Here is a 23,194-nt window from a genome sequence, read left to right as displayed (position 1 = left end):
CGCCATGGTACATCATTTTGTACGCGGCCTGCTTGCCCTTGCCGCATTTGGCCTGTCCGGCTGCGCCGCGTTCTCACCGGACAGCGGCATGACGGCGGTGTCCGAGCTGACCAGCCGGAGCATCGGGAAAGACGTCGCCTTCGTGCGCTCCGCCGATGGTGAGGTGGCGGTGAACGACACCGTCCGCCGGCTGCTGTCGCGCACGCTGAGCGCCGATGCCGCGGTGCAGATCGCGCTCCTCAGCAACAGGGGACTCCAGGCCGCCTATAACGAGCTGGCACTGGCCGAAACCGATCTGGTCGAACAGAGCCTGCCGCCCAATCCCGTCTTCTCCGTCTCGCGCATCAGCGGCAATGGGGCGAGCGAGATCGAGCGCCAGGTCGTCGGCGACATTCTTGCGCTGGCGACCCTGCCGTTCCGCTCCGACATCGCCCGCGACCGTTTCCGCCAGGCGCAACTGCGCGCAGCACTTGCCACCTTGCGGCTCGCGGCCGAGGTGCGCCGCGCTTACGTCCGCGCTGTCGCCGCCAACGAAATGGTGGTGCTGCTGACCGACGCGAAGTCGACGGCGGAATCGACCGCGCAGCTCGCTGTCAAGCTCGGCGAGACCGGATCGGTCAACAAGCTCGACCAGGCCCGCGAGCAGGTATTTTACGCCGAGACCACTGCCGACCTCGCCAGCGCGCGTCAGGCGGCAACGAGCGGGCGCGAAAGGCTCGCGCGCCTGATGGGGCTGTGGGACGATGGCCTCGATTTCCGTCTCCCCAACGCATTGCCGCCACTGCCGCGCCGGCCGCTCGCGCTGCCCACAATCGAGGCCGATGCGGTGGCTCATCGCATCGACCTCCAGATCGCGCGGCTGGAGTTGACGGCGCTGGCAAAGTCGCTGAACCTCACCGAGGCGACACGCTTCGTCACCTTGCTCGATCTTGCCGGCATCTCCCGCCGCACCCAGGATCCGGAAGGCCCGCCGTTTCGCGAACGCGGCTTCGACGTGCAGTTCCAGATCCCGATCTTCGACGGCGGCGAAGTGCGCGTGCGGCAGGTTGCGGAGACCTACAACCTCGCCTTCAATCGCCTGACCGAGCGCGCCGTCAACGTTCGCTCGGAGGCGCGCGATGCCTACCGGGTCTACCGCTCCACCTACGACATCGCGAGCCACTATCAGCGCGAGATCCTGCCCTTGCGCAAGATCATCACCGAGGAAATGCAGCTCCGCTTCTCCTCTATGCAGGTCGATATCTTCGCGCTCCTGACCGAGGCGCGCCAGCGCCTCGCCTCGCTGCGCGGGGCAATCGACGCCAAGCAAAGATTCTTCCTCGCGCAGTCCGACCTGCAGACCGCCGTCAATGGCGGCGGCACGCCCTCGGGCGGCAGCGACAACCCGACAACCATCGCCGCGGCAGCGCCTGCCGATGGCGGACACTGAACGGAGGCAGCGATGTTTTCCCGCCGAGGATTTTTGGGCACCGCAGCGCTTGCCAGCGCATCGGCAATCAGTGGCCGCGTCCAGGCCGCAGCGATTCCGGAAGCCCCGCACATGGACAAGGTGGTGATGCAGCCGCCGCTATATCCTGTGAGCGGGCCGGACTATCGCCCCGTCGTCACGCTCAACGGCTGGACGCTGCCGTTCCGCATGAATGGCGACTGGAAGGAATTCCATCTCGTTGCCGAACCGGTGGTACGCGAATTCGCCGAAGGCATGAAGGTCAATCTGTGGGGCTATAACGGCCAGTCGCCCGGCCCCACCATCGAAGCGGTCGAAGGCGACAAGGTCCGCATCTTCGTCACCAACCGCTTGCCCGAATACACCAGTGTGCACTGGCACGGCATGATCGTGCCGAGCGGCATGGACGGCGTCGGTGGGCTCAACCAGCCGCATATCCCGCCCGGAAAGACCTTCGTCTACGAGTTCGAGATGAAGAAGAGCGGGACCTTCATGTACCACCCGCATTCCGACGAGATGGTGCAGATGGCGATGGGCATGATGGGCATGGTCGTCGTGCATCCGCGCGATCAAAGCTTCCGTCCCGTCGACCGCGACTTCGTCTTCGTGATGAGCGCCTATCTCGTCGACCCCGGCACCTATTTGCCGAAGGTCAACGAGATGACCGACTTCAACATGTGGACCTGGAACGCGCGGGTGTTTCCCGGCATCGATCCCTTGCCGGTCAGGCTCGGCGATAAGGTGCGGGTGCGCATGGGCAATCTCAGCATGACCAACCATCCGATCCATCTGCATGGCCACAGCTTTGCCGTGACCTGCAGCGACGGCGGCTGGATTCCGGAAAGCGCGCAATACCCGGAGACCACTACCGATGTGCCGGTCGGCGCCGTGCGCGTGTTCGACGTCCTTGCCGACAATCCGGGCGACTGGGCGTTCCACTGCCACAAGTCGCATCACACCATGAATGCGATGGGCCATGACATGCGCAACATGATCGGCGTGTCGCGCAAGGATCTGGCGCGCGCCGTCGGCAAGCTCGCGCCCGACGCCATGGTGATGGGCCAGACCGGCATGGCGATGGGCAACATGGAGATGCCCGCTCCCGACAACACGCTGCCAATGATGACCGGCGCGGGTCAGTTCGGCCCGATCGAGATGGGCGGCATGTTCACGGTAATGAAGATCCGCGCGGGGCTGGCGCGCGACGACTATCGCGATCCCGGCCCCTATCAATTCCCGCAAGGCACCGTCGCCTACGAGGTCGCCTCGCCTGCGACGGAGCCGGCGCGGCAACCGGGCGCGCCGGCGCACAAGATGAAGATGTAACCGGGCCTTTCGACGAACCAGCAACTGGAGACCAAGATGAAGAAGAAAACGATGATCACACTGGCGGCACTCTCGCTTTTGGCCGCGCCCGCCGGCGCGCACGAACAGCACCGGCACGAGAGCTTTTCGGCCGGCGAGCCCGGTGATCCCAAGAAGCCCGCGCGCACCATCGAGATCGCGATGAGCGAAATGGACTATGAGCCCTCCAGCATCGAGGTCAAACGCGGCGAGCAGATCCGCTTCGTGCTGCGCAATGTCGGCAAGGAGGATCACGAATTCCTGCTCGCCACCAAGAAGGAGAATCTCGCCCATGCCGAGGTGATGAAGAAGCATCCGCACATGGAGCACGACGATCCCAACGGCGTGCGGCTCGCGCCGAGCAAGACGGCCGAGATCCTCTGGAGGTTCACCAAGGCCGGCAAGTTCGAATTTTCCTGTCTGATCCCCGACCACCGCGACTACGGCATGGTCGGCCACGTCACCGTGAAGTGAGCAATGGAGAGAATCATGAAATCGATCGCCCGTCTGACCACAGCCCTCGCGCTGACGCTGGGCCTCGCCCTGGGCTCAAGCGCACAGGCGCCCTCCATCAGCGGCGAGGTGAAGAAGATCGACGAGGCCGCCGGCAAGATCACGTTGAAGCACGGCCCCGCCAAGAGTCTCGGCATGGATGAGCCCATGACCATGGTCTACCGCGTCAAGGACCCCGCCATGCTCAGGCAGGTGAAGGTCGGCGACAAGGTTACGTTCGAGGCCGAGGAGGCGGCGGCGGGGTATACGGTGACCCGCATGGAGAAGGCGAAGTAGGGTCGTCGGTATTCCACCATGGTCATTCCGGGGCGCGCCTCTTGGCGCGAGCCCGGAATCGGTTTTCTCCACGTCGATTGCAGCACGATGGATTCCGGGTTCGCGCTACGCGCACCCCGGAATGACGGGCAAAAACACCCCGGCCCGTCCCCTCCCGCGCCCTCCGTTAACCCTTTGCTAACCATACACCGGGCAAAAATTGCCGGGTGAAGTCGAGTGTCGTCGGCCGCGTAAAACGGGAGAACCCCCGTGGACGCCAGTGCGGTGCCTCACTTTCGGAGCGGTGGCCCATCGGCCGCCGCGCAGACGTTTGGCGCGCGTGGGCGGCAATCGCGCGGGGAGGCAGCAACCATGGTCGACGTCACCGCGGGACAAGGCGTAGGCGCCGCGAAGCCCAGCATCCCTTCCCTCGCCGAGATCGGTAACATCCTCAAGCGCGGCGACATTGCGCTCGCGCTCGGCATCCTCACCATCCTGGTGGTGCTGATCCTGCCCCTACCCTCGATCGTGCTGGACCTGTTCCTGGCGATCTCGATCACGCTCTCGATCCTGATCCTGATGACGGCGCTTTTCATCCAGGCGCCGCTGGAATTCTCCGCCTTCCCGACCATCCTCTTGATCTCGACCATGCTGCGGCTGTCGCTGAACATGGCCTCGACCCGCCTGATCCTGTCGCACGGGCACGAGGGCACGGACGCCGCCGGTCACGTCATCGAAGCCTTCGGCAGCTTCGTGATGGGCGGCAACTTCGTCATCGGCATCATCGTCTTCGCCATCCTGATCATCGTCAACTTCGTTGTCATCACCAAGGGTTCGGGCCGCATCGCCGAAGTCGCCGCACGCTTCCACCTCGACGCCATGCCGGGCAAGCAGATGGCGATTGACGCCGACCTCTCCGCGGGCCTGATCGACGAGAAGATCGCCAAGGAGCGGCGCAAGGCGCTGGAGGACGAGAGCGGCTTCTTCGGCGCCATGGACGGCGCCTCCAAATTCGTCCGCGGCGACGCCATCGCCGGCCTCCTCATCGTCTTCATCAACGTCGTCGGCGGCATGATCATCGGCGTGGCGCAGCAGGGCCTCTCCTTCGCCGACGCCGGACGCAGCTATACGCTGCTGACCGTCGGTGACGGCCTCGTCACGCAGGTGCCGGCGCTGATCGTCTCGACCGCCGCAGGCCTGCTTGTCTCCAAAGCCGGTGTCTCCGGCGCGGCGGACAAGGCGTTGATGAAACAGTTCTCCGGCTATCCTCAGGCCCTCGCAATGTCCTCGGCCGTGATGCTGGTGCTGGCCGCGCTGCCGGGCATTCCGACCATCCCCTTCCTCGCGCTCGGCGCCGGCGCCGGCGCACTCGCCTGGCAGGCGCGCAACCACAAGAAGACCGTCGTCAAGGCCGAGGAAACCGCCAAGGCCGCACCGGCCGCCGGAACGCCCGGCGCACCGGGCGCCGCGGCAGCGGAGGAGCCGATCTCGGCCGCGCTGAAGATCGACGACCTCAAGATCGAGCTTGGCTATGCACTGCTGCCGCTGGTCAACGGTCCCGACGGCACCGACCGCCTCACCGAGCAGATCAAGGCGCTGCGCCGTTCGCTCGCGATCGAGATGGGCTTCGTGATGCCCGCGGTGCGCATCCTCGACAACGTCCAACTCGAGGCCAACACCTACATCATCAAGATCAAAGAGGTCGACGCCGGCACAGGCAAGATCTGGCCGAACCAGTTCATGGTCATGGACCCCGGCGGCAACCAGGTCCAGGTGCCTGGCATCCACACCACCGAGCCGACCTTCGGCCTGCCTGCGACCTGGGTCGACGCCAGCCTCAAGGAGGAGGCCTCGCTCAAGGGCTACACCGTCGTCGACGCCGCGACCGTGCTCTCGACCCACCTCACTGAGCTGCTCAAGGCCAACATGTCCGACCTGCTCTCCTATGGCGAGGTGCAGAAGCTGCTCAAGGAACTGCCGAAGGAGCAGAGCGAGCTGGTCAAGGACATCGTACCGGGGCAGGTCACGGTCTCCGGCATCCAGCGCGTGCTGCAGCTCCTGCTGGCCGAGCGCATCTCGATCCGCGACCTCTCCACGATCCTCGAAGGCATCGCGGACTCGCTCGCCTTCTCGCGCAATCCCGCCACCATGGTCGAGCAAGTCCGCGCGCGGCTGGCGCGGCAGATCTGCGCCCAGAACACCTCCTACAACGGCTACCTGCCGCTGATCGCGCTGTCAGCGAGATGGGAGCAGGCTTTCGCCGAGTCCATTGTCGGTCAGGGTGAGGAGCGCAGTCTTGCGATGCAGCCCTCGAAACTGTCGGAGTTCATGACCGCCGTGCGCGAGGCGTTCGAGCGCGCCGCCCGCGAAGGCGAGGCGCCGGTGCTGGTCACCTCCGCGGCAATCCGTCCATTCGTGCGCTCGCTGGTCGAGCGGTTCCGCGCCCAGACCACCGTGCTGTCGCAGGCCGAAATCCACCCCAGGGCGAGATTGAAAACGGTCGGAAGCGTCTGATTTGCCTTAAGAAGCCGTGTGTTTTTCAGCCACATGCAAATGATTTTTGAGTTTCCGGCGCGCTGTGGACTAGAGGTCGATGAGGCGGCTTACAGGCACATTACAGCTTTGAAATAATTATATTATTGAACCATCAACGAGCGGCTTTCGATCGCGGCCGTTCACGTAATTTCACGCTCTTGTGATCACCCCTTGGGAACGAATCCACCCAATACTAGGTTGATGGGCACCGGAAGCATGAACCTTCCCGAATAGGGTAGCGACTACTTCGGGTAGATGGCGGCAGGAGGCTTCCATGAACCACTCGATCTACAGCGCGGATCGCTCGACCCATCTAAAGATCGTGGTCGTGGCGCTCGTCGCAGGGATCGCGGTGGCAGGCCTCGGCATCGCGGCACGCACGGGTACGGACGATGGCCTGACCCAGACCGCCCGAGTTATCAAGGCCGGCAAGCCGGTCGCTATCACAAGCTCGAACGCATCTCTCGTTCGCTAAGGAGTTTTGACGAGTTTCAGGAATTCACGCGGCTCTTTACCAGCCCCCCAAAGTCGCCACGTGGATATGTAGACGACCCCAACCCCAAGTCGACTACAGAAAGCGCCCGCCCCCCACGGGCGCTTTCTCATGTCTGGGGTGATGATTGCGCTGCGAATGCGGCATAGAGCCGCCCCAAATACCGTTGTCATTCCCCGCGAAGGCGGGGAATCCAGTACGCCGCAGCTTCTCCGTATCCCTTCACTGCCGCTGGAATACTGGATCGTCCGCTTTCGCGGACGATGACGCCGCGGGCTTGGCAAGAGCTCCCCGTCACACGATCAGCGCAGATGATGCGGCCTAACAAGAGTCCGACACTACCGCGCCCCATAGGTCGGCGGCGGGGCCTGCACGGTTGGCGCGGCGGCGGCGAAGAGATCGTCCTTGCTTCCCGAGAGCGGCGGATAGATGCGCTTGCGGTTGATGGTCTGCTTGGTCGCCTTCGCGGCTGCACCAATCGTGCGAACCTCGCGGCTCCATCCTTCGGTGTAGAGCGCGCCCCAATCGCCGAGATCGAGCACGGTCACGTACCAGTCGATCCGCAGCGGCAGCAGCGGCTGGCCCGCTAGATCGGCCACCACATTGTGACCGGCGAAGCGGCCCATGGGACGAGCGAACTGACACGACATCACGGTCGGATGCAGCCCATCGATCACGCTCGAGGCGACGTCGCCGGCGGCGAACACGCCAGGCAGATCGGCAACTCGCATGAAGGGATCGACCAGCAGGCGGCCGAGGCGATCCCGCGCGCCGGGCAGGCTTGTAGCAAGCGGACTTGCGCGCATGCCGCCGCACCAGACCACGGTTTGCGTGGCGATGACCTCGCCCGAGCTCAGGCGAATGGCGGCAGCCTCGACGGCCTCGACCAGCACGCCAAGACGTATCTCCACCTCGAGCGACGACAAGGCGGTCTCGATGACGGGACGCGCGTGGTCGCCGATGGTCGTGCCCACTACGGGGTTGGGATCGATCAGGATGACGCGGCGGCTGCCGGTGATGCCGGCGCGCGTCAACCGTTCCGGCATTTCGGTCGCAACCTCGATGCCGGTGAATCCCGCGCCTACGACCACGACCGTCGCGAGTCCCGGCGACGGCGCGCTGCGGCCGAGCGCCGTGAGATGGGCCTGGAGGCGTAACGCCGCGGCGTAGGTGTCGACATCGAAGCCGTGCGCGGCGAGGCCGGGAATGTCGGGGCGCATCACCTCGCTGCCAAGCGCCAGCACGAGCCGGTCATAGGCCAGCGTCTCGTCGCCGCGGCCCGTGACCAGCGAAATCTCGCGCCGCGCCGGGTCGATGGCGTCGACCTCGCCGATGCCGTGGCTAATACCGATCGGATCGAGCAATTGCGGAAGCGGAATTGCGACCTCGCTGAGGTCGACCTCGTAGTTGCGCACGCGGATGTTGTGATAGGGATTGCGATCGACGAGGTGAATGTCGATGTCGGTCGCGCCGATCTCCTCGCGCTTGCGCGCGGCGCCGATCGCCGCCCACAGCCCTGCAAACCCGGCGCCAAGCACGACGATACGCGCCATGTCCGTTTACCGCTTTGTTCTCGGGGAGATCCGAAAATCCGTGTTAATCGGTATAGCGCAGAGGGCGCGGCCGACCAACTGCGACGGCACCGATCGGCGATGCAAAGTTGCGGCATGGGGCTTACGCCCCGCGCAATTCCGACGGCGTTGCGCCGAAGCGCTTGCGGAAGGCGCGGTTGAAATAGGACAGATCTGAAAAACCCGCCGAATGGGCGATGTCGCTGATCTTGCGCGCCTTGGCGCGGGGATCGCCGAGCAGCTTTCGCGCGAGCAGTAGGCGCTGCTCCAGCACGAATTCGGTGAAGGTCGTGCCGGCCTGCTCGAACAGTCGCTGCGCCTGGCGCGGGCTTAGCCCGTAGCGCGCCGCAACCTCGGACAGGCAGAGGTCGTTACGATTGAGTGCGGACATCACGTCGGCGCGCATCAGATCGAGACGGGCCGCCGCCTGTCCGCGTCCGCGCGCGAGATTCGCGTGCTCGGCGTCGGTGCCGAGCAGGAGGCCGACGAGGTCGATCATGTGCAGTGCGGTCAGACGCTGGCCGACGGCATCGAGATGCGGGCCGTGGTCGGCGGCGAGCGCGTGATAGCGGAAGATGGTTTCGGCGACCGCGCCGTCGGAGAGGACCTGCGAGAGCTTGTCCTCGGCGCGTGGGCTGATCTCGAGCAGCGCGCGGCGCGGCATGCGGATGGTAGTGAAACGGTCTTCATCGGTGTGGCCGACCGTGCCGCTGACGCTCATGTCGGCGAGCATCATCTGCGACGGCGCGAGCTCGATGGTGCGGCCGTTCTGCCCGATGCGGACGAGGCCCGCATGCGCCGATATCAGCACGAGATCGTCGCTGCCGTCGGCAAGGCTGCCCTGTGTGCGCGAATATTGTGCCGACGCGCCTTCGGGAACGGCGAGTGCGATGTCGCCGATCACGCTGATCCGCAGTCGGCAATCGATGCTGTCGCCGCGGCTCGGTCCGACATCGAGGCCGCAGGGCCCGCAAGCCCTGTCGCGCCATTGCTCGAACGCGGGGCCGCGCGGCAGCCCTGCATATTGATGAAAGAAGATGCCCGGCGTCTTCGCTGCATCCATCTGACTTCTCGCCCTCTCCAGCGCAGCAAATTGCAGCGCCAACTCTCAATTGCGCGCATTTGACGCCACAAATTGCGTGGAGGTTCAAAGCGCGGCGAGGAGAAGAGGGTAGACTTGTCGGAGTGCGACGGAGGACTGGACCATGGCGACATGGTCAAAGATGAGCAAGGCTTGGAGGCGCGACCATGCCTTCCCGACGTCGTCCTGGCGAAAGCCAGGACGACCGTGAAGCCGACCCCTACTTCCTCGCCGGAGCCTGCGGCTGGGGCGGCGGCACGGTCTCGATCAGCTTGCCGGAAAACACCGGTGCCGAGGTCGGCTGGCCGCTCGGCGAGCCGCCGGCCTGCTCGACGGTGACGGCGTAGGTTGCGGTGTTGACGACCTCGGCATCGTAGGAGGCGAGCACCGGACGCGCGGTGAAGTCGTTGGCGCCGATCACACCGAGCGAACGCGGGCGCGGCAGCTTGTCGGAGATCAGCCAGAGCTCAAAGCTCTTGCCGGGCTCCGGCGTCGCGCCGACCTTGCGCACGGTGAAATTCCTGGTCGCCCCGTCAATGGTGAGGATGAAGGCGGGGCCTCCATTCGGACCTTGCAGCAGCGCGACATATTGAGAGGGCGGCGCGAACGGCGCCGCGGGCGTCTTCACCTCGACCGTCCGGATGACCGGTGCGGGACGAAGCGCGACAGGCAGCGCGTCAGGCTGGAAGATCTGCAGCGACAGCGTCACGAGCAGCGCGGCCGCGAGCGCGCCGGCAGCGGACGCGATGCCGCGCCAACGCTTCAAGCGGCTTTCGAGGCGGATCACGTTGCTGCCGTCGACGACCGGAATGCTCGTGACCGGCGCGACGTGAGGATCGGGCGCATGAACCTGCGGCACGAATTGCGGCACGAAGTCCGACGTGACGTCCGAGGCGGCCTGCTGCGCCTCCCGGACCGGCTCCGGCGCCACCGGCGGCGGCGCATCGAGCAGCGGCGTCGGCTCCTGAGTTGCAGGTGGCTGCTGCGCGACTGGCGGCTCCTGCGCTGCCGACGGCTGCTGCGATGCGGCGGCCTGCGCGATCGCGAACCTGATGTTGTCCCACACGATCGGCCGCGGCTCGACCGATCCGACCATCTGATTCAGGGTGCCGAGGCGGAATTCCCAGGCCTGCACGATCGCGGCGAAATCCTTGTCCACCGCCATCATGGCCTCGACCTGCGCGCGCTCGTCCGCCTCGAGCGTGCCGAGTGCATATTCGGCTGCGAGCGCGATATGGTCTTCCGTGTCGGCCATCAATTACAGTCCAAAATCCTCACAGCGGCACCTTCAAAGTCCGAGACACTCACGGATATCCATCATGCTGCGCCTCAGCCACGTTTTCACCGTGTTGACCGGCGCGGCAAATTTCTCCGCCAATTGCTCGCGGCTCCAGCCGTTGTAATAGGCGAGAAGCACGAGCCTTTGACGGTCCGGCTCGAGGCGGCCGATACATTCCAGGAGCCGCTTCAACTCCTCCGTCATCTCCCGGCGCGCCAGGGGATCGGGACTGTCTGCCGCGACTTCCATCGCCTGAGGCTCTTCCTCGATGGAAGCTTCCGTCTTCTTGCGCACGAGGTCGATGGCACGGTTGCGCGCGATCGATGCCATCCACGTGATCGGCGACGACAGCGCGGGATTGAACTGGCCCGCGCTGTGCCAGATCCTGACGTAGGTCTCCTGAATGACCTCCTCTGCAAGATCCTGTCGGCGCAAGATACGGAGCACGACGCCATAAAGTTTCGCGCGCGTGGCGCCATAGAGGCGCTCGAATGCCGCCTCATCGCCCTTCGCCACTGCTGCGATCAGCCCGACCAGCTCTGCTGGCGTCAGCATTCAGCCCCCCAACGCGCCGCCCTCTTCACCTCTCCCCGACGGGGAGACGTCGATTTGCGCAGCAAATCGGGTGAGGGGGCGCAGGACTCACGGGAGACCGTGACCCCTCACCCGGCGCTCCGCGCCGACCTCTCCCTAAGGGAGAGGTGGACACCTCCGTCGCTGGCACAGCTTTCATTCGCACTACCATAGCGCGCAGCGAAGCCCGTGACCAAGGGGCGGGGGTGTCACACTGTGGACAGTAAACGCGAAAACCCGGACCTTGCGGGCCCGGGTTGGCTAATTCTCGGCGATCGCGCGGCTGCTGCGCCCTAGGCGATGGCACCCATGCGGGCGCGCATCAGGCCGATGCTATCGAGATCGGCCTGCTCGCGGGCGCTTTCCTCGGCGCGTTCGCGGGCCTGATCGCGCTCGTCCAGGAGCTCGACCTTCTTCAGCTCCTCGAAAGCCTCGCCCAGCGCGGCCTTGGCCTCTTCGAGCTGGCCCTTCAACTCGTCGGCCGAGCGGGTCAGGTTCTCGCGGCGCTGGATCGCGGCCTTGGCATAGGTCGGATAGGCAAAGTGCGAGGGATCGTTGATCCCGGCGCGCTCCTGCTCGGTCAGGATCTCGCGTTCGAGATCGGTCGACATCCGCTGAAAGTCGGCGATCATGGTCTCGATCTGGGCGACCCTGCGGCGCTTCTCGTCGACCTGAAACTTCTTCAGGCGGATGAGGGTTTCACGTGACTTCATCGACTCGTACTCCCCAGAAGTCCCCTAGCTGCACGTGGGACGACACCGGTCTCCCCACAGGCCCGATTGGGACCCAGACCGGCTTGGCTACTCTGTGGGATCGGATGATGAACCGACAAAGTTAGCGTTCCGTTTCCAAATTGGCGAGGATTTGCGCCAACTGGCGGTAGCCGTCCGCGAGCGATGCACTTTCGTCCTTGCGCTGCCGCAAGAAGGCTTCGAGCGGTTCATGCAGCCGGATTGCCTCGTCGACCTCGGGGCTGGAGCCGGCCCGGTAGGCACCCAGCCGGATCAGCTCCTCCATATCGGCATAGGTCGCCATCACCTGGCGCGCCCGCTGGATGGTCGGCCAGAACTGCGGGTCGGCCGATTTCGGCATCGTGCGCGAGACCGATTTGAGGATGTTGATTGCGGGGTAGCGGCCGCGCTCGGCGATCGAGCGCTGCATCACGATATGGCCATCGAGAATGCCGCGGACCGCGTCCGCGATCGGCTCATTATGATCGTCGCCGTCGACCAGCACCGTGAAAATCGCGGTGATGGCCCCCTCCCCTAAGCCCGGACCTGCGCGCTCCAGCAGCTTCGGCAGTTCAGTAAAGACGGTCGGCGTGTAGCCCTTGGCGGTGGGCGGCTCGCCGGCGGAGAGCCCGATCTCGCGCTGGGCCATGGCAAAGCGCGTCACCGAGTCCATCAGACACAGCACGTCCTTGTCCTCGTCGCGGAAATATTCGGCGACGGCGAGCGTCAGATAGGCGGCCTGCCGCCGCATCAAGGCCGGTTCGTCCGAGGTCGCGACCACAACGACGGAGCGCGCCAGCCCTTCCTCGCCGAGATCGTCCTGCAAGAACTCCTGCACCTCGCGGCCGCGTTCGCCGATCAGCCCGATGACGCTGACGTCGGCGTCGACGTTGCGCGCGAGCATCGAGAGCAGCACGGATTTGCCGACGCCGGAGCCCGCGAAGATGCCCATGCGCTGGCCGCGGCAGCAGGTGAGAAAGGTGTTCATCGCGCGCACGCCGAGATCGAGCGGGCTGCCGACGCGCTTGCGCGAATGCGCCGGCGGCGGCGCGTTGCGGAACGGCATCGGCGAGGTCCCCTGCGGCAACGGCCCCTTGCCGTCGATCGGCTCGCCCAGCGCATTGACGACGCGGCCGAGCCAGGCCGCAGACGGCCGCACCTGATTGGCGGCGTTGGCGATGACAGCCTTGCAGCCGCGGCGCACGCCGTCGAGACCCGCGAACGGCATCACGACAGCATTGCTGCCGGAGAAGCCGATCACCTCGCAGGGAATGGAGCGGTTGGCGCCGGTCTCAATCACGAGCCGCGCGCCCACTGACATGGCGTGAATGGGACCGGCGACCTCGACCATCAGGCCGCGCACGCCCACAACGCGGCCATATATATTGACGCCGTCGATATCGCCGATCTGTTCGGCAAGCGCCTTCATGCGGCCAGCGCCTTGATGAATCTAGACTTCATGGCGAAAACCTTAAGTTTCGCCATATTTCTGAACGGCGCTTAACTTCGTGTTTACCCGCATCATTAATCATTGCGTCACTTGTCTTTGTGACTGAGCGTGACTCCCTTTCAGAAGAAGGCTGAGTCGCGGGAGTCGGTTAGGCCCGTCTCTTAAAGTGGAGCTTGAACGGAACTGGGTGACGAAAGCTGCTTCGTACACAAGACCTTAGGGCGATTCGACAAAAATTGCACCCGCGGGACTTGCGTTCCAGAATCAGATTTTGTTAACCATCTCACGTCAGGATCCGAATCAGTTGTTCAAAGGCGTTTTGTTGAGTGCCGCGAATGCGGCCGACCTGACGCCCGGAGCGGCGACTATGGGGAACTGGCATGCGCGTTTTGCTGATTGAAGATGACAGCGCCGTCGCGCAGTCGATCGAGCTGATGTTGAAGTCCGAGAGCTTCAACGTCTACACGACCGACCTGGGGGAAGAGGGCGTCGATCTTGGTAAGCTATACGATTACGACATTATCCTTCTCGACCTCAACCTGCCCGACATGTCCGGCTACGACGTGCTCAAGCAGCTCCGGGTCTCCAAGATCAAGACACCTATTCTGATCCTCTCCGGCCTCGCGGGCATTGAGGACAAGGTCAAGGGTCTCGGCGTCGGCGCCGACGACTACATGACCAAGCCCTTCCACAAGGACGAGCTGGTGGCGCGCATCCACGCCATCGTGCGCCGCTCCAAGGGCCACGCCCAGTCGGTCATCCAGACCGGCGACCTCGTCGTCAACCTCGACACCAAGACGGTGGAAGTCGGCGGCCAGCGCGTGCATCTGACCGGCAAGGAATACCAGATGCTGGAGCTGCTCAGCTTGCGCAAGGGCACGACCCTCACCAAGGAAATGTTCCTCAACCATCTCTATGGCGGGATGGACGAGCCGGAGCTGAAGATCATCGACGTCTTCATCTGCAAGCTCCGCAAGAAGCTCGCCAACGCCTCCGAAGGCCGCAACTTCATCGAGACTGTGTGGGGCCGCGGCTACGTGCTGCGCGAGCCGCACGAGGCCGACGAGCGCATCCCCGCCTGATCTTGGGTTACGTCGCGAGCCACGGCTCGCTCCTCCCAGCCTGGACCCCGCCGCAAATGGCGGGGTTTTTGTTTTTTGGGACTCGCGAACGTGGCCGGACAGGCACGTTTCTGAACCGACCTTAGGCACCGGCAAGCACGGGTGCGGCCAGCACCGGGCGCTTGACCGGGCACCGCGCGGCCGCCTCGCGAAGGCGTCCGATCATCGCGTAACCGACGATGAATCCGAATGCGAAGGTCGGAAGCACGAAGGAGGCCATGAACCTCCATCCGGCGACGCTATCGACGATCTCCATCACCGGCATGTGGACGAACTGGTGAATGGTAAGCAGCATCCATAACATCACGGTCATGCCAGCCCCGAAGACGAGGCCGTCTCTGATCCGCCTCGTCTGCCTCGACCGCCTGCCCCAGGTCGAATCCTGCACCAGGAGGGCCGTCATCGCGCCGATGCCCCAGGGGAAGATCAACAGCGGTAGTTCATGCAGCACCACGTCGCCGAAGGACCGCTCCGGAAACTGGTAGAGGTCGAACGTCGCCTGCACCGGGAAAACGATCAGCGCGCTGACGACGCCTATCGACAGAATGAACCCGACCGGGAGCCGGCCGAAGATGCTCTCATTCGCGAACGCGTAGTGCCGCTTGAAATGGTACACTAGCGAGAAGTTCACGATGAACTGGAGAGGAGTCGTGAGCAACGTCCGCAGCATGCCGACGGTTTGATCTCCGGGAAGATGAACGATCTTTCCAGATCCGAGCAGCCACAGGAGGCACCAGCCGGACGTGAAGGCCGCAACGATCGCCACGAACTTCAGGATGCCCGGCGAGGACGGATCCAGTGTGAACCCGATCGCGCCCAATCTTCGCTTGCTGTCCGCGAGCGTCCATTCGCCGGCCAGAGCTGCGCGTGTGGCGAAGAGGAGGAGGTTGTTGAGCAGGGAATCCATGTCCTTGCGCAAGTCTTCCAGCATGCATCCCGCCGCCGTCTGGGCCGCAAGCTGGAGCTGGCTCACGGTGCTGTGGCGGGTCGAGAGGGAGTCCAGGGCCTGCCAGTCGTTCGGCTCGACCTCGCTGTCCTCCATGATCGCGCCGTAGATCTCGCCGCTGCTCTTGAGCACGCGGACGGTGCGGAAGCACAAGGTGTCGTAGACCGCCAGCAGTTCCGCGTGGAGATCGGCGTTACGCTCCATGAAGCCCTCGCGCTGTCCGGCGCAGCGCTCGAGATGGAGCATCAGCGCCGAGATCTTGAGGAAGCGCGACTGGATGGCGGTCGATTGGACAGCGCGGAAATCATCGATTTGGTAGCCGATCCTGGACAGCTTGCGCTGCAGGATCGGCATGTCGCTGGCAGGGACCTGGAATGGCGATGCGGCCAGCGTATCACGCAGTGCGAGCGCGCTGACGGGAATGCCGGCCAGTTCGTGGCAGAAGCCTCGCCACCATTTGGGAACGATGGGAATGATCCAGATGAAGATCAGTAGCCAGATCGTGGCAAGCGGCGACAGCTTGTGCGGGAGCAGCGCATAGGCGGCCAGGAACGGCGTGATGAAGACGGCGACGCCGAACGCGAACAGAGGCCTCGTCGTAAAGGAGCGGGTACCCTTGAGCGTGTGAAACCTGAACCAGTAGAACAGAACGACGACAAGCGGCCCGCCGAAGGAGCCGAAGATCGAATTCAGGGCCACAACGAAATTGTCGAGCGTCACGATGAACTCCTATCGCTAGGGTTCGCTGGTGGAAACACGCCGGACGCCACGGCATCCGGCAGTCCCTGATGAAATGTCATGCGGCCTGCGCCACGATCTTGGCCTTCTGGATCACAAGGTCGATGTTGTCGGGCGCAAGCGCAATTGCGCTGTCCATGTCGTCCCGGGCCTTCGTAACGTCCTTGATCTGCGTATAGGCGTTGGCCCGCGACACGAAGTATTTCGGCTCGTTCTGGTTCAGCTCGACGGCTTTGCCGAAAGCCTTGATCGCCTGCTCGAGATAGCCGCGCTTGTCGTCGGTGCCCGCCGCCGTCATGCTGACGATGCCCTTGATCCAGTAGAACTCAGCGTCCGCCGGCTTGAGCTTGATCGCTTCGGTGATGTCATTCAGCGCGTTCTCGTAGAGGCCGACCGTCACGTTGAAATTGGCCCTGCGCACGAAATATTCGGGCTTTGCCGGATCGAGCTTGAGCATGTAGGCGAAGCTGGCGGCAGCCCTCGGGATTTGCTTCTGCTTGTGCTGAAGCGTCCCCAGATCGTAATACACCTTGGCAAGCTGGACCGAGAGCTCGTTGTCGCCAGCCAGCAGGCTGTGCAACTCCTGTCCCCGCCGCGTTAGATCCTCCAGCGCCTCGATCGTTGCCGGCGCGACGGCGAGTGCCTCCATGAATTGGTCGCGCCGCCACAGCAGCGCCTCCTTCGACGGGCGCCCTCCGTCGGCCGGGCCCGCCGGCCTTGGCGGCGTTTGGACATCGAAGATCCTGCCGTCGGACGAACGCATGTAGAGAACGGGAATTCCCCATTCGACGCGTGACTTCTGCTGGATGAATTTGCGGGCGAGGGTCACCGCATCGTCGATGGGACGGTTGCCGGCCAGCGCAGCATAGAATCCTTCCGACATCGAGATCGCCGCGTTGTCGGTGATGGGGAACTGCATCGCCACCACTGCCGGTAACCACCCCGTCTTCATCAGTCCGATCGCCGGATTCCCAAAGCGATCGCCGACATTGATCCTGGCGCTCTCGCAGCAATTGAGAACGATCAGGCGAAGGCTCCTGCGCGCCTCCGTCAGCATCGTCGCGAGGTCCGAGGCGAACTTCTTCACCGGCTTGCCGTCCTCATCGACCATCACGACGAAACCGCGTTCATCGAAGCCGTCGGTCTCAAGGCCTGGCGAAGCCTCATCGACGCCGCCGTGACCGATGAAATGGAAGATGTGCCACTCTCCTTCGAGCAACTTCTTCATCAGGTCTTTTCCGGTCCCGCCGGGGACCCACTGGAAATCGACCCGCCCATCGTGCTGGAGCGCGTCGATGCCTTTGTTGATGCGGTCGCGCTCCCTGACGACATCGAGCTTGGGCCATTCGCTGGTCGAGGGATCCGCGATCATGCCGAGGATACGCAGTGGTCCCTTGACGCCCATCCGGCCAACGCCGCCCGCTGTATCGAGATGCCGCACGACAGGGCGTGTCAAGCTGACGAAGCCTTGCACGTCGCTCTCGTCGAAGAGATATTCCCACGGCAGCCCGGCCAGCTCGGCCGCCTCGATCCGCAGCTTGATTCTCAAGTCCTGCGACGCGCCCTTGCTGCGGTCGTAGACTTGCTGGATCAACGGCACCTCGGTGAAGACGCTGCGGAAGACGCCCCGTCCGAAATCCCGCAGCACCTGTTCGCCCCGCGTCTTCGGGCCTTGGAGATTTTTCTCGTCGATCTCCAGAACGGCGCTTTCCAGCTCACCGCGTAGCTTTGCCAATTCGCCGGGCGCACTGAACCAGAACTTCACCTGGCTCTTCGGCGCCTCGCCACCCGGCGATTTGACCACCCGGCCGTAATATTGCTGAGGGCCCCCGCCCGCCGGCAGGTAGGAGCCGATCTCGAGCTCGAAGTCTTCGTATTCGGCAACGGGCATTTTGAACCTCACTCAAACAAGACTTCTTATCTGAACGAAGAATGCCTCGAATTTGGATGGTCACTTCGCCACGGCAGCGCGAGCTTGGCGACAAACATCGCAAGCGGTCAGATCATGCTGGTCTGATCGTTCATGCGCCGGAGAGCAAAATCTCATCGAGGGCCCAATTCATGGACACCTCGAGGACAACGGCAACATCACTGAGCCAGACTATCACACACAACTTCAAGACGCATTTGTGAAGCAGCTCTCACATAGCCCGAAAAGTTTGTGCAGCACGCCCGCCATTCCGGACGAATTCGTTTTTTGGGGATCGAACTGATCCGGTCGCTGCGGCGACCAAACGATCGTGCCAGAATTCGCGCGATAACAGTCGGATCCCACACAATGATTCTGCAATCGCTCGCCGGTCTGCCTGCCTTCCTGGTCTATTTCTGCACCGGGCTGATCGCGATCGTGGCGTATCTGTTGGTCTATACCCGCATCACCCCGCACAACGAATTCCAGCTCATTCGCGACAACGATCCCGCCGCGGCGATTGCACTCGGGCTTAGCCTGCTCGGCTTCGTCGCGCCGCTGGTCAGCGCGATCGCGCATTCGGCCAATGTGCTGGACTGCCTGATCTGGGCGGCCATCGCACTGGTGGTCCAGGTCATCGTCTTCTACCTCGTGAGGGTACCGGTGCCGAACCTGTCTGGCCGGATCGCCGCCGGCGAACTCGCGCCGGCGATCTGGCTCGGTCTTTCCTCACTTGCGGCAGGCCTGCTGAATGCGGCCTGCATGATCTACTGATCACCTAGACATGACCGCGAAGCCTCCCACCAAGGACTTTGGCAGGCGCCGGCCGGCACCCGTGCCACCGCCCGCACGTGAGCCGGTGAAGCGCTCCGGCCATGTCGCCCTGCTGGTGATGGGCACGATCGCGGTCGGCACGACCGCCTACACGCTGATGCCACGCCAGAATTGCGATCCGCCGCCTCCGGGCGGTGCGGCACCGACGCAGACGACCACCGCCTGCGCCAGCAGCAGCCGCGGCTCCTCCGGCAGCGGCGGCTCGCGATGGTCGTCGCGCTCGAGCTTCTTCAGCAGCGATTCCATCAGCCATTCGTCGTCGGGGACCTCGTCCGACTCCGGCTCCAGCGGCGTCACCCGCGGTGGCTTCGGCTCCTTTGCGCATTCGTTCTTCTCGGGTGGCGGCTGACGCATGCAACGCATCATCTGTCCCGAACGCGACGACTGGCGGCAGACCGCCGAACAATGCGGCTTCGACTTCCACACAATCGACAGTGAACGCTATTGGGACGAGCGCGCCTACTACGCCTTCACGCTCGACGAGATCGAGCGCGCCGTCGAGGCCCCGACCGGCGAGATCGACGCGATGTGCCTGGAGCTCGCCGGCCGCGTCATCGGCGACGAGCGCCACCTGCGGCGATTGCAGATTCCGGAGGCGTTCTGGGATCTGATCGCAACGAGCTGGGAGCGCGACGACCGCAGCCTCTACGGCCGGCTCGACCTGAAGTTCGACGGCGAGACGCCGGCGAAGCTGCTCGAGTACAACGCGGATACGCCGACCTCGATCTTCGAGGCCGCGGTGTTTCAATGGACCTGGCTCGAGCAGGCGATCGAGCGGCGCATCATCCCTGCACGCGCCGACCAGTTCAACTCCATCCATGAGCGGCTGATCGACGCCTGGAAGACGATCGGTGCGGGCCGTCATCTGCATCTCACCGGCAGCACCGCCAACGACGAGGACGCCGGCACGCTCGCCTACCTCGAGGACACCGCGCGCCAGGCCGGGCTTGCGACCACGCTGGTCGACATCGAGGAGATCGGCTGGCGCGACGCAGGCGGCGGCTTCGTCGATCTCGACGACCGCGACATCGCGCTCGCCTTCAAGCTGTACCCTTGGGAATGGATGTTCCACGACGACTTCGGCGCAAAGCTTGCGGATGCGCCGACGCGCTGGATCGAGCCGCCCTGGAAGGCGGTGCTCTCCAACAAGGGTATCCTGCCGCTGCTCTGGGAGATGTTTCCGAACCACCCCAATTTGCTGCCGGCCTTCTTCGAGGGCGATCCGCGCGCCGCCGAGCTCGGCACGTCCTATGTCCGCAAGCCGCTGCTGTCGCGCGAGGGCGCGAATGTCACGCTGGTCTCGGGCGGCGTGCCGCTCGACGAGCACGAAGGCCCCTACGGCGCCGAAGGCTTCGTGCGCCAGGCGCTGTCGCCGCTGCCGAATTTTTCAGGCTTCTACCCGGTGGTGGGAAGCTGGCTGGTGAATCACGAGCCGTGCGGCCTGTCGATCCGCGAGGACGAGAGCCCCATCACCGGCAACAGCTCGCGGTTTCTCCCGCATGCGATCTTGTGAGCTCTTCTCTCTCTCCCCGTTCTTACGGGGAGAGGGTTGGGGTGAGAGGCTCCTTCCACAAAAAGTGGTGACACATGGACTCGCGGAGAGTCCCCCTCACCTGAATTCGAGCTGCGCTCGAATTCGACCTCTCCCCGCAAGCGGGGCGAGGTGCACAATCACCTCGCTGCGGCGATCTTCAGCGGCTGCGGCATCAATCCACCCATCGGGCGACCGGAGCGCGCCGGGTTGAGCTGGTAGAGGCCGCGGCGCTCGGTAACGGAACGGAAGGCATCGGTGATGCCGACGACCGATTCGGCGGCACCGAGCAGCAGCGTGCCGTCGGCCTCAAGGCTCCTGGCCATGCGCTCGAAGATCACCGCCTTGGTGTCCTGATCGAAATAGATCAGCACGTTGCGGCAGAAGATCACGTCGAACGCGCCGAGATGGGAAAAGTCCTGCAGCAGATTGAGCTGACGGAACTGGACCATGGAACGGACGTCGGCATTGAGCTGCCAGATATCGCCGGACTGCGTGAAATACTTCACCAGAAGCTGGATCGGCAGGCCGCGCTGCACCTCGAACTGGCTATAGACGCCGGCCTTGGATTTCTCCAGCACCTCCTGCGACAGATCGGTGGCGACGATCTCGATACGCCAGCCGGCGAACGCCGCGCCCATCTCCTTCAGGCACATCGCGATCGAATAGGGCTCCTGCCCAGTCGACGACGCCGCCGACCAGATGCGCAGCGATTTGCACGCCGCGCGCGCCTGGATCAGGCTGGGCAGAATGGTGTCGCGCAGATGATCGAACGGCACCTTGTCGCGAAAGAAAAAAGTCTCGTTGGTGGTCATGGCCTCGACCACATCGGTGGCAAGCCGGCCGTCGCCGCCCCTGATCTTCAGCACGAGGTCGGGAATGCCGGACAGGCTCGCCCTGCGGGCGAGCGGCAGCAGCCGGCTCTCGACCAGATATTGCTTGTCGGCGGAGAGATCGAGGCCGGATCGCTCTTTCAGGAACTTGCGCAGGTACTCATAGTCGGTGGGAGTCACGAGCGGTCTCCCGCAAACAGGCGATTGACCTTCGCACCGATCTGGTTGAGCGGCAGGATCGCCGCGCAGATGCCGGCATTGGCGGCTGCGCCCGGCATGCCCCACACCACGCTCGAGGCTTCGTCCTGCGCGATCACGCTGCCGCCGGCGGCGACGATGTCTTTGCCGCCGCGCATGCCGTCCGAGCCCATGCCGGTCAGGATCACGGCGAGGATGCTGCCGTGCCAGATCTCGATCGCCGAGGTGAAGAGCGGATCGACCGCAGGCTTGCAGAAATTGACGGCGGGGCCGTCGTCGAGCGCGATCGCGACATCCGTGCCGTTGCGCACGACGCGCATGTGCTTGCCGCCGGGCGCGAGATAGATCCGCCCCGCTTTCACCGGCTCGCCGTCGACCGCTTCATGCGCGGGCCGGCGGCTCGTGCGCGCCAGGTGCTCGGCGAGAATGGTGGTGAAGGTCGGCGGCATGTGCTGGGTGATCAGCACCGGGAAGCGGTCGATCACCGGACCGAGCTCGGTCACCAGTGTCATCAGTGCCTGCGGGCCGCCGGTCGAAGAGCCGATCATGAGCACCTTCGGCGCCTGGGCCGAGAACGGGCGTGTCGCCAGCGGGGCTGATGGGGCATGCACGACAGGCGCCGGCGCGGCAGGCCGCGCTGGCACCAGCGGGGCATGGGCCGCGGGTGCCAGCGGCGGGCTCGCAACCGCGGGCTTCCTGCGGAGCCGCGCGCCGAGATGGCGGATCTTCTGGATCAGGTCGTGGTGGAAAGTATCGGCGGCCGAGGCTTCGCGCGTCGATTCCGGCTTCGGAATGTAGTCGGCCGCACCCAGGGACAGCGCCTTGAAGCTGATCTCCGCGTTGCGGCGGGTCAGCGTCGAGGCCATGATGATGACGAGGTCGCGCTTCTTGGCGAGCAACTTCGGCAGCGCCGAGAGGCCGTCGAGCTCCGGCATTTCGATGTCGAGCACGGCGACGTCGGGTTTGATGCGTTCGATCTGGTTGACTGCCTCAAGTCCGGTACGCAATGAGGCCGCGACTTCCATGTCGTGCTCGGCACCGATCCAGCGCGAGATCAGACCGCGAATGACGACGGAGTCGTCGACGATCATCACCCGCAGCGGCCCCGCTTCTCGCGATGGGCTCGTGGTCGAATTACCGGCGAACGCAACACTCATTACTCACCAACTCAGACTGAAACGGTTCAGTTAACAACAAACGCCGAAGGATCCGCTCAGCCTCCGGTCGATCATTCAGATCAGGCCGACTTCCTGGAACTTCGCCGTCACGATGTCCTTGTCGAACGGCTTCATGATGTACTCATTGGCACCGGCGTGCAGCGCGCGCGCGATGTGCGCGACATCGTTCTCGGTGGTGCAGAACACCACCTTGGGCTGGTCGCCGCCGGGCATGCGCCTGAGATGGCCGAGGAACTCGTAGCCGTCCATCACCGGCATGTTCCAGTCGAGCAGCACCGCGTCCGGCAGCCCGCGCTTGCAGGCCTCGAGCGCCTTCTCACCGTCCTCGGCTTCGAGAATCTGGAAGTCGAGGCCCTCCAGGATCCGGCGCGCAACCTTGCGGATGACGCTGGAATCATCAACGACGAGACACGTTCGCATGTGAACCTCTACTTCTATCCCCTTGGGGGGCACTTCCAATTGCAAGTCCGTCGGCGGCTCGCCGCCGTATCAGGCCGCCATCATGTCCGGCGCCAGCTCGAGAACGCGATCGACGTCGAGGACGACCATGAGCTGTCCGTCGAGGCGATGGACGCCGCCGGCGAGCTTGGCCATGCGGGGGTCGAGGTTGACGGGGTTGTCCTCTTTGCTGTCC

General features: G+C 64.3%; 21 protein-coding genes and 1 pseudogene. 10 read left to right on the top strand and 12 right to left on the bottom strand.

All coding sequences use genetic code 11. The features are described 5' to 3' along the window. Positions 1-4 precede the first annotated feature (4 nt). The 6 genes from MTR72_RS18315 (at position 5) to MTR72_RS18290 (ending at position 6,569) form a co-directional block, all read left to right on the top strand. Complete coding sequence (locus MTR72_RS18315; RefSeq protein WP_280969280.1) at positions 5-1,429, top strand: TolC family protein; 1,425 nt, start codon at positions 5-7, stop codon at positions 1,427-1,429. A gap of 12 nt (positions 1,430-1,441) precedes the next feature. Beyond that, positions 1,442-2,773: a copper oxidase gene (locus MTR72_RS18310; RefSeq protein WP_341510813.1), complete on the top strand. Its 1,332-nt coding sequence runs from the start codon at positions 1,442-1,444 to the stop codon at positions 2,771-2,773. A gap of 36 nt (positions 2,774-2,809) precedes the next feature. Further along, positions 2,810-3,265: a cupredoxin domain-containing protein gene (locus tag MTR72_RS18305; RefSeq protein ID WP_280969278.1), complete on the top strand. Its 456-nt coding sequence runs from the start codon at positions 2,810-2,812 to the stop codon at positions 3,263-3,265. A 15-nt stretch (positions 3,266-3,280) separates the two neighbouring features. Next, on the top strand, positions 3,281-3,580 hold the full coding sequence (locus tag MTR72_RS18300; protein WP_341510812.1) for a copper-binding protein: 300 nt from the start codon (positions 3,281-3,283) through the stop codon (positions 3,578-3,580). A gap of 351 nt (positions 3,581-3,931) precedes the next feature. Next, entirely contained in the window at positions 3,932-6,073 is a 2,142-nt protein-coding gene (gene flhA / locus MTR72_RS18295) for a flagellar biosynthesis protein FlhA (protein ID WP_280969276.1), read from the top strand. A gap of 295 nt (positions 6,074-6,368) precedes the next feature. Beyond that, entirely contained in the window at positions 6,369-6,569 is a 201-nt protein-coding gene (locus MTR72_RS18290; RefSeq protein WP_280969275.1) for a hypothetical protein, read from the top strand. A gap of 356 nt (positions 6,570-6,925) precedes the next feature. On the opposite strand, the gene MTR72_RS18285 is transcribed toward MTR72_RS18290, so the two are convergent. The 6 genes from MTR72_RS18285 to fliI all read right to left on the bottom strand — a co-directional run bounded on the left by MTR72_RS18285 (position 6,926) and on the right by fliI (position 13,251). Then, positions 6,926-8,140, bottom strand: a complete 1,215-nt coding sequence (locus MTR72_RS18285) for an NAD(P)/FAD-dependent oxidoreductase (RefSeq protein WP_280969274.1) — start codon at positions 8,138-8,140, stop codon at positions 6,926-6,928. Between the two features lie 121 nt (positions 8,141-8,261). Beyond that, positions 8,262-9,221, bottom strand: a complete 960-nt coding sequence (locus tag MTR72_RS18280; RefSeq protein WP_280969273.1) for a helix-turn-helix transcriptional regulator — start codon at positions 9,219-9,221, stop codon at positions 8,262-8,264. 238 nt (positions 9,222-9,459) lie between these two features. After that, positions 9,460-10,494 carry an anti-sigma factor gene (locus MTR72_RS18275; protein WP_280969272.1) on the bottom strand — a complete coding sequence of 345 codons (1,035 nt, stop codon included), beginning with the start codon at positions 10,492-10,494 and terminating at the stop codon, positions 9,460-9,462. A 33-nt stretch (positions 10,495-10,527) separates the two neighbouring features. After that, the gene (locus tag MTR72_RS18270) at positions 10,528-11,073 is read right to left on the bottom strand and encodes a sigma-70 family RNA polymerase sigma factor (protein WP_027552729.1); all 546 of its coding nucleotides are present in this window, start codon (positions 11,071-11,073) and stop codon (positions 10,528-10,530) included. Positions 11,074-11,384: 311 nt separating this feature from the next. Continuing rightward, positions 11,385-11,804 (bottom strand): flagellar export protein FliJ, encoded by a 420-nt coding sequence (fliJ, locus tag MTR72_RS18265; protein ID WP_280969271.1) that lies wholly within the window; start codon positions 11,802-11,804, stop codon positions 11,385-11,387. Between the two features lie 121 nt (positions 11,805-11,925). Further along, entirely contained in the window at positions 11,926-13,251 is a 1,326-nt protein-coding gene (gene fliI, locus MTR72_RS18260) for a flagellar protein export ATPase FliI (protein ID WP_280969270.1), read from the bottom strand. 401 nt (positions 13,252-13,652) lie between these two features. Here fliI and ctrA point away from each other — a divergent pair, with 401 nt between their 5' ends. Then, positions 13,653-14,354: a response regulator transcription factor CtrA gene (gene ctrA / locus MTR72_RS18255; protein WP_016848562.1), complete on the top strand. Its 702-nt coding sequence runs from the start codon at positions 13,653-13,655 to the stop codon at positions 14,352-14,354. Positions 14,355-14,475: 121 nt separating this feature from the next. Here ctrA and MTR72_RS18250 read toward each other — a convergent pair whose 3' ends face one another. Together MTR72_RS18250 and MTR72_RS18245 are read right to left on the bottom strand one after the other, a co-directional pair. After that, positions 14,476-16,059: a hypothetical protein gene (locus MTR72_RS18250; protein WP_341510811.1), complete on the bottom strand. Its 1,584-nt coding sequence runs from the start codon at positions 16,057-16,059 to the stop codon at positions 14,476-14,478. A gap of 76 nt (positions 16,060-16,135) precedes the next feature. Beyond that, positions 16,136-17,968, bottom strand: coding sequence for a CHAT domain-containing tetratricopeptide repeat protein (locus MTR72_RS18245; RefSeq protein WP_280969268.1), 1,833 nt, complete (start codon positions 17,966-17,968; stop codon positions 16,136-16,138). A 387-nt stretch (positions 17,969-18,355) separates the two neighbouring features. On the opposite strand from MTR72_RS18245, the gene MTR72_RS18240 reads away from it, so the two are divergent. Genes MTR72_RS18240 through MTR72_RS18230 form a run of 3 tightly spaced genes read left to right on the top strand, consistent with a single transcriptional unit; the run spans position 18,356 to position 20,333 of the window. Then, positions 18,356-18,760: a DUF350 domain-containing protein gene (locus tag MTR72_RS18240; protein ID WP_280969267.1), complete on the top strand. Its 405-nt coding sequence runs from the start codon at positions 18,356-18,358 to the stop codon at positions 18,758-18,760. A 10-nt stretch (positions 18,761-18,770) separates the two neighbouring features. After that, positions 18,771-19,169: a hypothetical protein gene (locus MTR72_RS18235; RefSeq protein ID WP_280969266.1), complete on the top strand. Its 399-nt coding sequence runs from the start codon at positions 18,771-18,773 to the stop codon at positions 19,167-19,169. A 3-nt stretch (positions 19,170-19,172) separates the two neighbouring features. Further along, complete coding sequence (locus MTR72_RS18230) at positions 19,173-20,333, top strand: glutathionylspermidine synthase family protein (protein ID WP_280969265.1); 1,161 nt, start codon at positions 19,173-19,175, stop codon at positions 20,331-20,333. A 158-nt stretch (positions 20,334-20,491) separates the two neighbouring features. On the opposite strand, the gene MTR72_RS18225 is transcribed toward MTR72_RS18230, so the two are convergent. From MTR72_RS18225 to MTR72_RS18210, 4 genes and pseudogenes are all read right to left on the bottom strand, one after another. After that, the gene (locus MTR72_RS18225) at positions 20,492-21,364 is read right to left on the bottom strand and encodes a CheR family methyltransferase (RefSeq protein ID WP_280969264.1); all 873 of its coding nucleotides are present in this window, start codon (positions 21,362-21,364) and stop codon (positions 20,492-20,494) included. Beyond that, a complete protein-coding gene (locus MTR72_RS18220; protein ID WP_280969263.1) occupies positions 21,361-22,539 on the bottom strand; it encodes a protein-glutamate methylesterase/protein-glutamine glutaminase in 1,179 nt (392 codons plus the stop codon). Before MTR72_RS18220 ends, MTR72_RS18225 begins: the two co-directional genes overlap by 4 nt. A gap of 75 nt (positions 22,540-22,614) precedes the next feature. After that, entirely contained in the window at positions 22,615-22,980 is a 366-nt protein-coding gene (locus MTR72_RS18215) for a response regulator (protein WP_007600538.1), read from the bottom strand. Positions 22,981-23,049: 69 nt separating this feature from the next. After that, positions 23,050-23,194: pseudogene (locus MTR72_RS18210) on the bottom strand (chemotaxis protein CheW); the annotation flags it as partial.

The sequence above is a fragment of the Bradyrhizobium sp. ISRA442 genome (assembly GCF_038085055.1).
In the GTDB taxonomy this organism is placed as follows: Bacteria; Pseudomonadota; Alphaproteobacteria; order Rhizobiales; family Xanthobacteraceae; genus Bradyrhizobium.
The sequence above is the reverse complement of the archived record's forward strand: the minus strand, read 5'-3'. Positions and strand labels throughout refer to the sequence as shown.